At 32.9% G+C, this 15,031-nt stretch carries 11 protein-coding genes; all 11 read right to left on the minus strand.

The window, feature by feature from the left end; all coding sequences use genetic code 11:
• Positions 1 to 99 precede the first annotated feature (99 nt).
• The 11 genes from LB941_RS02505 to flgK all read right to left on the minus strand — a co-directional run bounded on the left by LB941_RS02505 (position 100) and on the right by flgK (position 15,011).
• Complete coding sequence (locus LB941_RS02505; RefSeq protein ID WP_253359209.1) at positions 100 to 984, minus strand: flagellin N-terminal helical domain-containing protein; 885 nt, start codon at positions 982 to 984, stop codon at positions 100 to 102.
• A gap of 143 nt (positions 985 to 1,127) precedes the next feature.
• Positions 1,128 to 3,398, minus strand: coding sequence for a glycosyltransferase (locus LB941_RS02510; protein WP_253359210.1), 2,271 nt, complete (start codon positions 3,396 to 3,398; stop codon positions 1,128 to 1,130).
• Positions 3,382 to 6,831, minus strand: a complete 3,450-nt coding sequence (locus LB941_RS02515; protein ID WP_253359211.1) for an ROK family protein — start codon at positions 6,829 to 6,831, stop codon at positions 3,382 to 3,384. The genes LB941_RS02510 and LB941_RS02515 overlap by 17 nt, the downstream gene beginning before the upstream one ends.
• Positions 6,832 to 6,847: 16 nt before the next feature.
• Positions 6,848 to 8,338: a tetratricopeptide repeat-containing glycosyltransferase gene (locus LB941_RS02520; RefSeq protein WP_253359212.1), complete on the minus strand. Its 1,491-nt coding sequence runs from the start codon at positions 8,336 to 8,338 to the stop codon at positions 6,848 to 6,850.
• A gap of 259 nt (positions 8,339 to 8,597) precedes the next feature.
• Complete coding sequence (locus LB941_RS02525; protein WP_253359213.1) at positions 8,598 to 9,626, minus strand: tetratricopeptide repeat-containing glycosyltransferase; 1,029 nt, start codon at positions 9,624 to 9,626, stop codon at positions 8,598 to 8,600.
• Positions 9,627 to 9,665: 39 nt separating this feature from the next.
• The gene (gene fliS / locus LB941_RS02530) at positions 9,666 to 10,040 is read right to left on the minus strand and encodes a flagellar export chaperone FliS (protein ID WP_253359214.1); all 375 of its coding nucleotides are present in this window, start codon (positions 10,038 to 10,040) and stop codon (positions 9,666 to 9,668) included.
• A gap of 26 nt (positions 10,041 to 10,066) precedes the next feature.
• Positions 10,067 to 10,375 (minus strand): hypothetical protein, encoded by a 309-nt coding sequence (locus LB941_RS02535; RefSeq protein ID WP_253359215.1) that lies wholly within the window; start codon positions 10,373 to 10,375, stop codon positions 10,067 to 10,069.
• A gap of 18 nt (positions 10,376 to 10,393) precedes the next feature.
• Positions 10,394 to 11,992: a flagellar filament capping protein FliD gene (gene fliD, locus LB941_RS02540; RefSeq protein WP_253359216.1), complete on the minus strand. Its 1,599-nt coding sequence runs from the start codon at positions 11,990 to 11,992 to the stop codon at positions 10,394 to 10,396.
• A gap of 6 nt (positions 11,993 to 11,998) precedes the next feature.
• Entirely contained in the window at positions 11,999 to 12,433 is a 435-nt protein-coding gene (locus LB941_RS02545) for a hypothetical protein (protein WP_253359217.1), read from the minus strand.
• Between the two features lie 69 nt (positions 12,434 to 12,502).
• Positions 12,503 to 13,438, minus strand: coding sequence for a flagellar hook-associated protein FlgL (flgL, locus tag LB941_RS02550; protein WP_253359218.1), 936 nt, complete (start codon positions 13,436 to 13,438; stop codon positions 12,503 to 12,505).
• Positions 13,439 to 13,442: 4 nt separating this feature from the next.
• Entirely contained in the window at positions 13,443 to 15,011 is a 1,569-nt protein-coding gene (gene flgK / locus LB941_RS02555) for a flagellar hook-associated protein FlgK (protein ID WP_253359219.1), read from the minus strand.
• Positions 15,012 to 15,031 lie beyond the last annotated feature (20 nt).

Genomic DNA, 15,031 nt, shown 5'->3' on the forward strand with positions numbered 1-15,031 from the left:
CTTCTAAAGTTATAAAAAATTGCTTTATATAATAAAGAAAGCTGAGGAAAAAATCCCCCAGCCTTCTTTACGTACCTAAAACAAAATTTATCTAACCTATTAACTAATATTTTGTAACAATGTCAATACTGAATCTGGCATTGAGTTAGCCTGTGATAACATTGATGTTGCAGCTTGTAACAAGACATTAGCACTTGTATAACTTGTCATTTCTTCAGCCATATCAACATCTTTAATTCGTGAATTAGCAGATGCTAAGTTGGTCGTGGTTGTATCCAAACTATTGATAGTATGTGTTAAACCATTTTCAGATGCACCTAATTGTGCGCGTTGGTTAGAAACAGCATTAATAGCCTTGTCTAATGCTGTTAAAGCATCTGAACTAGCAAATGACTGTGTAAATGCAGTAGTTGTACCAGCTGCAAGTGCTGAAACATTAGTAGATAAAGCTGTCAATCCTAAAGAAGTTGCATCCATTGACTTAATTTTTACAGAAGTCTTTTCACCTGCATTTGCACCGACCTGGAATGTAAATGTTGCTGTTGTTTGAGAAGTACCACTTGCGCTACCTGTACCAAACAATGTCATTCCATTAAACTTAGTATTGCTACTAATTGAATTGATATTTGAAATCAAAGTGTTCATTTCCAAAGCAATTTCTTGACGGTCATCACTTGTAAGTGTGCTGTTAGATGCTTGCACTGACAAATCACGCATCCGTTCTAGCATTGTTTGTGTTTCTTCAAGTGCGCCTTCAGCCGTTTGCGCTAGTGAAATACCATCTTCGGCATTATCACTAGCTTGTTTCATCCCACTGATTTGAGCGCTCATCTTGTTAGAAATAGCTAAACCAGCAGCATCATCAGCAGCTGAGTTAATTTGTGAACCAGATGAAAGTTTTTCCAAAGCTGAAGTTTTAGCATTTGCTGCTTCTGTATACTTAGAATATGTATTCATTGCAGCCGTATTTGTATTAATACGCATATTAAATTCCTCCCAATCGGAATAGTTTTGATAAACTATTAAACCTCTTTTTTTAGTTTAGGGATTAACTTATCCCCTTACAAAGATATATATCGGCAAGCTTTTTTTTTATTAAACCTTTTTCTACTAAAAAATTTATTTTCTTAGTTAAGTAGTCTGATTAGACCTTCTTTTGCCGGCTTATACCCGTTACTTAAGTGATATTTTCCAATTGCTTCTTTTTTCTTGCCTTGAACTTCAAAAATAACACCTTGATTATATGAGGATAAATAACTATTAATCCCTAGTGAACGGGAATTAGCTTGTCTTTGGGCTTGCTCAAACGCATTAAGAGCTTGCTCAAATTGCGCCATATTCATATAAGCCGTTCCAGCTGCAAATAAGAAATCTGACAGTTCTGCATAATATCCTTTAAAAATTCCGACTATTTTAAGTGCATCTTGATACTGTTTTTCATTTACCAAAGCATTTATTAAATTAGTAACACTATTTAATGTTAGTTCATCTTGTAAATCTAACGGTAATGTTAATAACTGATAGTAGTACTTGATAGCATGAACATTATCACCATTGCTAAAATAATTAGTTGCTAACTCAGCTAACAATGTTACATCTATGCTATTTTTAAGCTTATTTTTTAATTTTGTTCGACGTATTTCATTATACTTTTGATATTCTTCTTTGGTTAAATTATGTTTCAATGTTATAGGTAATTCAATTTGCTGAATGTTCTGACCCTTTTTTTTAGTTATCGGACTTGCAATATATTTCCCATCAAATTTAATAAATTTGCGGTAGCCAAATCTTGTTTGTGACTGTAAAACCGGTTCTTCACTCTTTGTTAAAAGTGGTTCTTCTACAAGAATATTACCAACATAGTTACCGACTTTTACAAGAAATTTATCTAGTGCTGAAAAATCTGCCCCTTGTAATTTTTCATCAGCATTAATCCAAAATACATAATTCCCTTTTGCTTTAGCTAACGCAAAATTATATAGATCTGCTTCTAATTTTTCCTTAACCATATAAACCTGTTCCGTAAATTGATGTGCTATTTTGCTTGAAGCTAATGAACTTCCTAGAATAATCACTACATATTCTGCTTTAAATAGCGCAAGTGATACCAAACATTCTTCTAACTTTACTGTCTCGTTATTTCTAACAAAAACAACAATACTTAGATTTTTATTCTCAGTGACACTCCACAATTCATTCTTAATTTGTCGTGTTTGCGGTAATAGTTTTTCATATTGTTGCATTAGCAGCCACTTGCCTTTTCTAGCATAGATTTCTGCTAATTGTTGATACACATCTTGTTTTCGATATCCAAATTCTTGATATGCCGCTGTAACAGGCAATTTTTCAGCTATCTTTAACACTTCGATTGCTTTTTCATCTTGATCACTAGCCACATAGACATTTGCAAATAAACAGAGCATATCTAAAGATTCCATACAGTCTTGCTTGCATTTTTGGACACAATCTAGAGCCTTGTCATACTTTTTAGTAATAAAACATAACTTGATATAAGAATCGATTGCATCTCTTGTCCATAAATAAATATACTCTTTTTGAAATCTAAAAAATTCCTGATAGATTCTAAAAGCTTCTTTGTATTTTTTTAGTATGCTGTATGTTTTAGCTAATTGAAACATATAATAAGTGTTCGTTGGATCATTTTTTAGCTGCTTCACTAGTAGCGCTTGATTACGTTGATTTTTTTTAACTAATTTACTTTGATTAGTATAACCATAATGTATACATTGTAATTTTAAATCATAAACAGGATCATTATCTACTTTATCTTTGTATATTTGAGTTAATTGTTCATGTATTGGAAATAAAAACTTATAATACCGTTTATCATAGACTCTACTTACTGATGCTATATAAGGACGTTGCTCTTTACTCTTTCCTAACATATTTACTTGCAGATAACAACCCACCTTTTTTCTAGAATTGATACCATCAAAGAACTTTTTCAACTCATCTTGTTTTGGTTGTAATAAATATTCATCACTGTCAATTGTCATTATATAATTATATTTTGCCAATTTAGCAGCATAATTGCGCGCTGCTGCAAAATCGTCTATCCATTTAAAATGATAGATATTGCGTGTATATTTAGTGGCTATTTTTAATGTTTTATCGGTTGAGCCTGTATCAACAATGACAATTTCTGCATTTAATGCAGCTAAAGATACTAAACAGCGAGCAAGCGTCTTTTCGTTATCTTTCGTAATAATACAAATTGAAACTCCCAAGCTTTCGTCTGATGCATCTAACTCTGCTAATTCCTTTTTGGCAGCTTGGTTATCTGGACAATTTTCTAAATATTTACGAGCTAGATTTTTTGGGCCTTGCTTTAAGGCTGTTTTTGCTAATTCATATTGTTTGTCATCTGCTCCAGTCATTATTTTCTCTCTCCTTATCGATAATTATCTTTAACGCCCCATATAAGTTAGCATCACTTTTCAAGCTTGCTGCCAAAATTTGCGGTTTTTTTAGTGTGATTGCTTGATTCAAAATATCATATTGTGTATTGATTGTCTGTATAAGTAATGGTTGTTGACTGATAGCGCCAGCGATAACTATTGTGTCTAAATCTAATGTAATTTGTAAATTATAAATAACTTTGGCAACTTGATAACAATAGTCTTCAAAGATAGACCAAATTCTTTCATCATGCTTGTTTAATGCTGTAAAAACGATTTTATAATCTGCTTTATCCAAAGCTAGCTTTTGACTTAAACTATTTATCAATTCAACTGCCGAGGTTTGATACATTACGCGTTGACTACCTTGCATCAAGTATGAGAGTTCTGCTGCTTTATTATTTGAACCAGTAAAAAGTTGACCATTTATAATTAATGCCCCAGCTAAAGCACTGCCTAACACTAATACAGCTGCATTTTTTACATTTTTTAACAAGCCATAGTTTTTTTCACCAATTGCTGCTGCTCGACCATCATTTTCAATTGCGACTGGTATTTCTAAATTTTGCAAAACCTCCTGTAAATTTAAACTTTTTTGTTGCCGTAATAGATACACTTGGCCTGAAGAAGTATCTACATTTCCTAAGATACTAATTCCTACTCCACACAATTTTTCTTTTTGTTGTTCAATTATTTTCATCAACTCTAGCGTTAAATCTGATATCGTTGGCGTTGGTATCGTATTATATAAAAGTTTACGTCCAAGCTCATCAAAAAGCCCGTATTTCAGTGATTGTCCTCCAATATCAATACATAAATATTTATGTAAATCCAAGTTATTTAAAGCAGTTTGTGCAATCGGCAAGCTACTAGCTGCTAGATAATGTTTTTTGGCTATTGTTTTTTCATTTAATTGCTCATACACTTTTCCTAACCCAAACTGCGGTAACTCTAGGTTATAGCACTTACTTAAGGAATTATGCAAGTTCAACGCCTGTTGGTAAGCATCTTTAGCTACCTCTAATTTAGCTTGAGCCAAATAATAGTCGCCTAATGCTGTTTGAAAAAGCGAAAATCGGCTATACATTGGAATCCAGGCAGTAACTAGCTTATTCATTTCGGTTGTTTTTCTAGAATAAATCGCCGCCCATATCATGTTTGTTGTACCAATAAGCGTTTCTTCTATCCCATAATCAATCTCGCTATTAGTAAATAATTGTTGATATAGTTCAAATGCCGCGAAATATTGTCCCTGATAAAACAAATAGTTTGCTTGCTGTATAGACTGTTTTTCCCATACAATTGACAGTTCACTTGAACTATTAATTGTTAATGGAATTTCAAGTTCGTTTTCATTGCTGTTCTTACATATAAATTTTCCATTTTTAAATTCATATGCATCTGCTTGCAGTAACCGCGAATCATGTCGCCTGTTTTCTAAATTCATCTCAGGTAACTGAATCGTCTGAACTAAGAATATATTTCCATTCAAAGTAGTTGTTCTACTATTAGTGAGCAATTCTTGCAAATTTTCTTTATTCCAGTTATAAAGTGCTTCTCCTGCATATAAAATAAGAATATATTTATGTTTTGCATGTTTCAATCCATAATTAATTAAATTATCTATGCTTCCTGTTTGATAACTCACTGCTAAATTTACTATATCAGCAAATCGCTTGGTATTTGTAACCACAACTTTATCAACTTGCATCTCTTTTAAACTATCCAAAGTTACTTTTACTAATTCTTGAGTATCTTTTTCAGCAATAATACAGATTTCAAGATCCAACTGCTTATACTTTATTTTTTTTGCAGCTTTAATTGCAGATTTAAAAGGAAATGCAGCTTGATAATACTTCAACGCTTGTTGTTCTTGACCTGCATTTTCACATAATGTTCCCAAATAATAATCTGCTAAATACGTGTTTCTTCCTTCAATACGTGCACTTATAAAGTTCTTAGCTTGTTTTAAATATACCTTTGCTTGCTGATACTGCCCAATTTGAATGTAGTAACTTGCTAATAAAAACATACTATCTGCCGTTTGCCAAATAAAAGCATATTTTTTAACAAAGTCAATTGTTATTGTTTGTTTTAGCTCTATCATTAGTGCTAAATAACTCTCGGCCGCTAAATATTCAAATGATTTTACATCAGTTTTTGTGGTATTTTTTATAACCTGCAAAAAGCTCACTGAAGCTTGTGCTTTATCTGCTAGTTTAAGATACGCTTGACCACTAATATAATACATATATGTCGTTTTGGGATATTTATTTAAAAAGCGTTGTGCCAATTCAATTTGTTTCTCTGGCTTTTCTTCAAGTTCAATTGCTTTTTTTGCGACTGTATATTCGACTTTTTCTAATTCAACTTGCGCTGGTTCAAATTCTTCTTTGCATTTTTTGTAATACGCTATTGCTTGCTGATAGTCCCCTAATTGTGTATATATCTGACCTAAACTATAATATGAAAAATCACTTTCCTTACCTGGTGCTGAAACTGTTGTACATTGAGTAGCATGCTTAAACGCAGCAATTGCAGCATCGACTTCAGTTAAATTAATATATATAACTCCAACGTCATACCAAAAATCAGCTACATTAGCGAACTTAGGTGCAAACCTTAATATTTCTTTTTTCACTAATTCGCTTTTTTTTAAATGATACAGAACATTTAGATAACTTGTCACCGTTTCATATGCATATGCAGACTTATAACCAAACTCTGGTTGATTTAGTGCTTGTTGCAAATATTCTAAAGCTTGTTGATACTTATTTAAAATTAAATAGCTCTCACCTGTTTGAAACAAAACATAAGGATTCTTAGGTTGATCAGCTAAATCTTTTAAGAGGAGATCTAAATTTCTCTTAGCTTTTCGTTTTGATGTAATAGAAACATAGCCATCATGATACAGATTTAAATTTATTATGATTGTTCTTGATTCACCTGCTTTATCTAGTAAAACAGGTTGCTCATGTACTCGACCAGTAAAAGTATAATATTTTCGTGAAAATAAACGTGGAACAACCGCTTTAAATTTGCTATAAGTTATTTCAGGTCTAATACTAGCCTGGTAACAGCAACCTAATGTAGAAGCATCATATCTAATAAAAGCTTTAAATATTTCTTTATTTCGTTCTGTTTCTTCTGTTGCTAGCCACTCATCACTATCAATAATTAAGACATCATCATATTTAGCTTGCTTAATTGAATAATTACGTGCTTTAGAAAAATCATCACACCACTTAAAAGTAAAGTAACGTCCCCCATTTTCAATAACAACATTTTTGGTTGACTCATTGATACCTGTATCAACAACAACTACATCAGCCGCTAATGGCTGCAATGATTGCAAGCATCTTTTTAAAACTTTGTCCTCATCTTTTGTAATCATACATACTGACAGTTCCAATCTTTTCACCTCTTCTTTACTTATTTTCCAAGTAAGTTAATCTTTTTTTTGCAGGTTCATAGTCGTTACATTCTAAGTAGCTTTTGATTGCCTGTGTTTTATCTCCACAATATTCATAAATTATTCCAAGATTATACTGAGTTAACCAACTATTAATACCGCTATTAGCCGAATTTTTATATTTAAGTGTTGCTTCAAAGGCTTGTTTAGCAGCATCCAGCTTTTTATTAGCAAGATAAACATTTCCTAAAACAAATAAAAAATCCGATTGTATACTAAAATCATCTTTAAAAATCAGTGCCGCATCTAATGCCTGCGCATAATTACCTAACTTGATATAAGATTGACATAGCCTACAGATATTTTGTAAAGTCCTTATATTTGAAGAATCTCTCTTCAATTCTTCAATGTAGAAAAAACTTGCTATTAAATATTCTTTAGCAAAGAAAAATTGATCTGCATCTTGCTCCAATTGCTGGATTGTCATCAATTCAAATACTTTTTCACAGTATTTTTTAGTGTTTTTTATATCATTTAACTTAGCGTAGCACCGTGTTATTTTTAGCCAGGTTTCAGGATTAGTTCGATTTTTGCTTGCGTATTTTGAATTAGAGATGCTCAATCCTTTTTGATAATATAAAATTGCTTGTTGATACAATTCTTGCAACTGTAACAAACTTGCAACCAAATAATAATAATCTGTGCTATTAGCAAAATATTGAGTATATTTGAGTGCCGTTTCTATTAATAAATCTTGTTCATTTAAGCGTTCATATGCAATTAATAACGTTGTAATGCAATCGTACATGTATGGTTGCTGCCAATTCTGTTGATAAGTTACGGCATTTTCTAAATAAAGTACTGCTTTTTTTTCATTCCCTGGTTGTAAAATCAAAGCCTTGCCCATTTGAAATAACAGATATGCATCATGTGGTTTATCTGCTAAATCTTGTTTAAGGAGCTGCTCATCCCTTTGGGCTTTAGTAAGCAGTACCCTTTTATCAAGATACCCAGTATGTTCTATTTCTAATCCACTATCCTGGTATGAAACACCCGTTACCTGACTATTAAGTGGAATGATTTGTTCATGCACACGACCAGTATATTTAAAGTACCGTCGAGAAAATAATCGGGCCTCAACTTCATAACTTTTTCCAATAGCTGTCTTTTCTCCTGTAAAACTAACTCGCTTAATTTTGCCAATTGTATTAGTAAGTGTATTGTTTCTAAAAAAATACATTGGATTGCCAATAACCACATATTCATCACTATCAATCATAAAAATCCAATCATATTTAGCTTTTTGAATTGCATAATTACGTGCTGCTGCAAAATCATCGCACCAATCAAATTGGTAATAACTACAACTATATTTATTAGCTATATCTTCTAGTTTTCCCATACCGGTATCAACTAATACGATTTCTTGCTTAAATCTTTTTAAAGAGCTTAAACATTTTTCTATATTATCAATTTTATTAGCAATTATACAAATCGATACACACATATTAGCTCTACCTCCCTTAAACATAGAATTGCGTTACTATTTCTATCGGTTAAAAAAATAAAATTTAAAGAAACCCTAGCCAAAATATTTTTGAATAGACTTAATTTTAAAATCAGTTGCAAAATTGATTATAAAAACACCCCATAACTGTTAGTTTCTATGTCTAACAATTATGGGGTGTTTCAAATCAAAACAGATTTCTCAAAATTTTTTTAGAATTTAAGGTTTTTATCCGAGCATATAACCAGTATTTATATCGCTACTGAATAGCAGCCAAAGCATCCATTGCATCTGGATAATCGTCACATTTTTCATAATTTTCGCGTGCCTTTTGAAACTCACCCTGTTGTTCAAAAATTTTTCCGATTCCAAAAAAACTAGCTGAAACATATTTTTCAGATATATCCTGTTTTGCTAATTCAATAACTTTTTTAAAATGAGCTAATGCTCTATCATTCTCCAAGTATAGAGCATATATTTCACCAGCCATATATTGAAAATCTACAGAGTCTTGTAGCATTTCTGCATCTTCTTGTATTGTCTGATATAACTTTGCTGCATCTTTCCCAGTAGTGTTTGAAACAACTTTATCTAATACAATTTTAGCAGCTGTTAATTCTCCCGCATCACGATATGATTTTGCAATATTAATCAGATAATCATCATCATTAGGATACTTAGACAAATCCTCTAATGCTAAGACAAGATTACGACCTGCTTTAGCAACGTTTTCTTTTTCTAAAAGATAACCATCATGATGAATTGTTGTTACATTCATCAAATCAAAAGTTAGTGAATCAAATCCCATATTAGAAACTAACTTTTCATAAACCCGCGTATCTTCATTAAAATTAAAATGTTGTCGATTAAATGCCCGCTCTACAATTGATCCTTGTATCATCTCTTGATTTTGTCTGATACAATGATTCAAACAACGTGCAGTTCCCTTGGCCTGTGATAAGTCGTCACGCTCAAAATAACGTTCAAGTTGCTCAATATTATTTGCGATATCTTCTTTTGCCCACCACTCATCACTATCAAGAAAATAGATGTTGTCATTTGTTGCATTATCTAGTGCAAAATTTCGAGCTTTAGCAAAATTATCTACCCAATCAAATTCACAGTAGCGAGCTCGATTATTTTTAGCTAATGTTGCAGTTGCTTCACTTTTACCACTATCTACAACTACTAGTTCTGCTTTCACGCCTTGGATAGAATTCAAACAGCGTTGCAAATTGTCTTGTTCATCCTTAGTTAGCACACAGATTGTTAAGTTATCATTCAACATATATTTTCCTCTCTTCTTGTCTCACAATATACACTAATATTATTCCGCTATTTTTTTCCATGAATTTAGTAGCGTAACAAAGACATTTAACACACTGTCTAACTGCTGTGAATCTTTAGAGATATTAGCTTTACGTAATTGATTGTTACTAAAATCATATAGAGAAATTAATTGTTGTGCTATTTCTTTATCAACTGATGGATCTATTGCAGATGATAGTTCATAAATAATTTCTTCTGCATTACGAATATAATTATGTGCTTTTTCTATTTCTTTATTTTTCATAGCCAATTGTGCTAGCTTTATACTTTTAATTGCTCCTTCAAAGAGCATTGTCGTTAACTTTGCAGGACTTGCACTCATAACTTCAGTTTTTAAATAATCGTTTTTATACCCTTTAGGACCATACCCCACGATAACAGACTCCCCTCTTACTAATTCTAAAAGATTCTCTTCATTGAAGATTGCATGTGCTTAGCATATGCATCTACAATTCGTTTCTGCTTTGTATCACTTAATCCACTAATTTTTGTAGCTAACTGTTTTTTTTCCTCAGCTAATATATGGATAAACTTTTCATAAACACGTTGAATATCTTGTAATGTTCCTTCAGATATTCCTTGTGGTCTTCCATTAAATTGCAAAAATATCGGTTCTAAATATGTTATTATTTTAACGGCACTATCTGCACTACCGTCAAATCGCCTAATTTTTTTCATGATTTCCGCAATTAGTTCCGTATCTTTCATAATAAATACCCCTTTTTATTAGCTATCATCATCATCATCACTTGAAAACCAATTGGAAATTTCCTTCAATGTCGATTCAGCCGACTCCATTGCAGCGTCAACTGCAGTGTATTTAGTAATATATGCCTCTTTTTTAGTCTCTAACTGGCTGGTTAAATCAGTAACTTCAGAATTCAAGCTTTTTATCTGACTTGTAATACTGCTGATCTTATCTCCAATAATTCCTTTTGAAGTACCAGTACTGCTATAGCTTGTACTGATATAGGAACTGATTAGAGAAGCAAAACCAGTTGTATACCCCGATTCGGTTTTGCTAGTTCCTTTACCTGTTGAAGTATAAAAGAAATTTTTAACATTAGTTAAACTATCACTGATTGCTGACTCTAGTTTCGTAGTGTCAACTGACATCGTGCCATCTGAGTCAACACTCAAGCCTACATTAGCTGAACTTAAACTAGAAGAACTCGATCCTGTAATAGCACTTGCTAAAGAAGCTAAAGAAGACTTTAATCGTGTTGCTGTACTATCACCGTATAAAACACCATTACTTTTTTCTGTAGCATCTGTCGTACTTGTATCAATTGCTGTATCTGTATCTAACAGCGTCATCGTAGCATTATATTTATCAACAAAATTCTCAACAGCCGCTTCTAAATAAGAAGTATCATTAGTTAAAGTTAACGTTGTTGAGCTTAACGTGCTACCTGTACTATCTGAACTATCAGCCGAGGAAACACCGGTTAATGTAAGTGTGGCACCATTGATTGCATCTGAAATAGTATTTGAAGAACTTGTCAAATCATAACCATCTAAGGTATAGCTTGCATCTTTGCCTGCTGTTGTTGTTGCATCAGAGCCTAACCCTAAACTGTCTGCTGTACTGTCTGTACTAGTTGCAGAAATTGTATTACTTGCGCCGGTAGCAGATGAAGTTAAAACTAAATGTTTAGCGACAACAGTTGCCGTAATACCCAAAGAATTAGTAGTACCATCAGAAGAAGTAACCGTTAAGTTATTGATGGCTGAAGCAATATCTGTTAAACTCTGCGTACTTGAAACTGATAGCGAAGCACTACCAACACTTGACGTTAATGTCAGTGAACCGCTCAAACCTAAAGCTGTAGTATTACTACTATCTGAACTACTACTTAAAACACTAGGTACAGATCCTGAAATAGTTTCAGCGGTCGCCAACTGGCTAACACTAATACTATATGAACCGGTAGCTGCTGAGGTTGTTCCTGAAATTGTTGCAACTGCTGAGTTACTCGAAGTTGCTGTTTTTGTATAGTATTGATCATCATCTTGTAGATAATCTAACGCTGTTTGTAAATCCGATAATGATGATTTGATTGCCGTCCAAGCAGAACTTTGACTTGTTAAATTAGTTATTTCCGTCTCATCAGATGTTTTCCGTGTGGATAATGAATCCGCCGCAATCATTTCATTTATAATTTCAAGAGTAACTCCAGAATACTTACCTAATGTAGAGCTAACACTAGCATCAGATTCACTAGTTGTACTTGTTGTAGAGCTACTGGTTGACGTACTGGTTGAAGTGCTAGTGGCTGAACTAATTGCAGATGCTGTCGCTGAACTAATTGATGTTGTTGTCATTGAAAATCATCCTTTCTTGTTAATTGATATTCCTTGGTGACTCCATCTATCTCGTCTATATAGTTCTAAAGCTTCCTTGATAGTTAAGCGTCTGATTATTTTCTTCGTATTTTCTTCAACCAATACTATTTTTGAATCATCTTCTTCTAACGAAAGCCTTAATCCTAGTCCTTGTTCACTTAAATTATGATTTACCTCTGTGATTATTTGATAGAGTCCCTCTTTGTCAAAATCTATATTATCAATATCGGCTTGTTTCTTCCTTTTTTTAAGTTTCTTTTTTGATTTGTTTGGCTGATTATTATTTATAAATCTTTTTTCTGTAACTCCTTCATCACGTAATTGATTTTCTATCTGTTCTTTTTGGCTATCTTCAATTTTACGAATTTTTTCAACTGGAGCTATCTCACTAATGATACGCGAAATTCTATCTATATCCATTGACTTTTCCCCCTAATAAAAAACAAGAAAATCAAATGTGGATCCTTGATTTTTCTTGTTATAAAAGTTCTAGTCCATATAGTCTAATACTGTCGTTTGCATGATTTTAGTTCCAACAGCTAAAGTTGCTTTATACGCAACCATTTGATTCTCATATTGTAAGTATGCTTCTGCATAATCAACATCTTGTTGATCAGAAAGCTGGGTTGTGAGATTCAATTTTTCGGTTGAATTTCGACTAGCTGCTGCTTCTAAACGCGTTTCTTTTGCACTAATATTAGTTTGTACACTAGTAAAGTTATCATAAAAATCTTGTGCTTGAGTTAAAAGAGTACTACCTAATTCAGTCTGATTAGTGTTCCCATCACTATCACCTAAAGCACTCATTAAGTTACTAACAAATTCATTTAAACTAGTTGTTGTTCCATCTGAATTTTTAATAGAGGTAAACTGACTACCATCCGCAAATAAATCAACTGATACTCCATTCGCAATCGTTCTTGTCAAATTATCGTCAGTACCTTCATATGAAATATTACTAACAATCCCATCAGAATCAGTTGAAACCTCAAATGGCTTAGTCGTTGTATTCTGCCCCGAAAAAAGATATTTGCCTGCATAATTAGTATTTAGAGAATCCATAATATTTTGGATATCTTCATTAATTTCTTCTTTTTGAGCTGCTAGTTCATCTGTCCCATTTGTAGATGAAGCAGCTGCTGTAATTAAAGTAATAATTCTATTCATAGAAGTACTAACATTATTTAAGACGCTATATTGCTCTTGTGTCCATGTTTCTGCAGAACTAATTGTATCAGCATACGTTTCATTCTCAGCTAAGGATACTTTTGAAGAAATTATCTTTGAAACAAGTAACGGATTATCTGAAGATTCCGTTACTGTTTTACCACTGGACAATTGATTCATTGTATCTTGCATTGTATTAGCATTCTTCTGATAATTAGTTAAGAAATTTGTATAAGTCATACTACTGGATATTCTCATTATCTTATACTCCTGTCTTATTGATTAAAGTATCCAAACAATCTGAAACTATTTCAAGCATCCGCGCATTAGCTTGAAATGCATTCTGATATTTAATAACATCTGCCATTTCCTCATTAATTGAAACACCTGATACAGAGTCATCTTGATCATTTAGGCTTGTTAGTAAAGTATTTTGCGATGATTCTGAATTATCAGCTTTTTGCTTTGCAATACCATTAGTCGTAACAATATTATTAAAACGTGTAGCATATGAACTACCGCTTGTACTAGTTGTAAAACTCAAGGAACTTGCATCAAAAGTACTTAAGACACTTTCATCGCTACCATCAGTCGTCATCGCCGAACTAAACGCATTTGCAATTGCCGTTGCAATTGTACTATCACCACTATTACCACTTGTTCCTGTCTTTAATTCCTCTGGATTATCAACTAAATCTGTATTGACTTCAAAATCTGCAGCGGGATTAGTACTATCTTGACTCAAAGTAAAAAGCCCATCATACATTTGAGAAGTTGTCGGTGTCGTTGATCCATCAGAATTATAAATAGTATTAATAGTTTTGACCACTGTATTAGTAAAACTATTTAAATCATCCATTTCTGAATTTATTTCCTTTAATGCATCTTGATAACCACCTAGGTCGCCTTCACTAACTGTTGCTTCTTTTGCTACAGAATATGTATCTCCTGATTTAGATAATATTAACAATGTTCCTGGATCATATGTCCCACTAACACTTACTGGTGTCGTAGTTGTATCACCATCAACAAATACAGTTGAACTATCTGAACTCGTTGCACTTACCACACTCAACTTATTAACGGTTTTAGTAGAAGCATCTAAAACTAAATTGTCTGAATTCTTTGTGCTTCCCAAGTAAACAGATACACGTCCATATGAATCTGTTGATGTCGTTATATCCGCTAATCCAGATAATGATTTTAAGAGCGAATCTCTTGTGTCTAACAATGTATTAGGTGTATCACCAGCTGTTTCAGAAGCATAGATTTGAGTATTAATATCATTCAAATCATCTAAATCAGTATTAAAATCTAGTGCCGACTGCTCAATTCCAGTAACTGTTGTATTTTTTAAATCTGAAATCGAACTTGCCATGTCATGAATAGCATCAACAAAACTACTTGCATCCTCGATAACTACACTTTTCCCTGTGGATAATTCTGGATCATTAGCAACTGTAGTCCATGAACTTGACATGCTACTCAATTGCGTAACAATACCATTATCGGAGGGTTCATTTAAAATATCCTCTAAATTACCTAAGGTTGTAGAACGTTGTGTTGCTGATTCATATTTTGAATTTGTATTTCTAATCTGCTCTCGAATATAATCACTAACATCTCGTTGTACCCCATCAACTTTAACCCCAGTTCCGATTGAGCCAACACCAGCCAAAGTATACGCACTTTTAGTCTGTAAATTAACTTTTTGCCTTGAATAGCCATCAGTACTAGAATTAGAGATATTATTCGCTGATGTTTGTAATGCAACATCACTAGCATTCAACCCGCTACTAGCAGTACCTAAAGTTCCAAATAGTCCAACCATAGTCTCCTCCTACAAAAGAA

It is taken from the genome of Ligilactobacillus ubinensis (assembly GCF_024160875.1).
In the GTDB taxonomy this organism is placed as follows: Bacteria; Bacillota; Bacilli; order Lactobacillales; family Lactobacillaceae; genus Ligilactobacillus; species Ligilactobacillus ubinensis.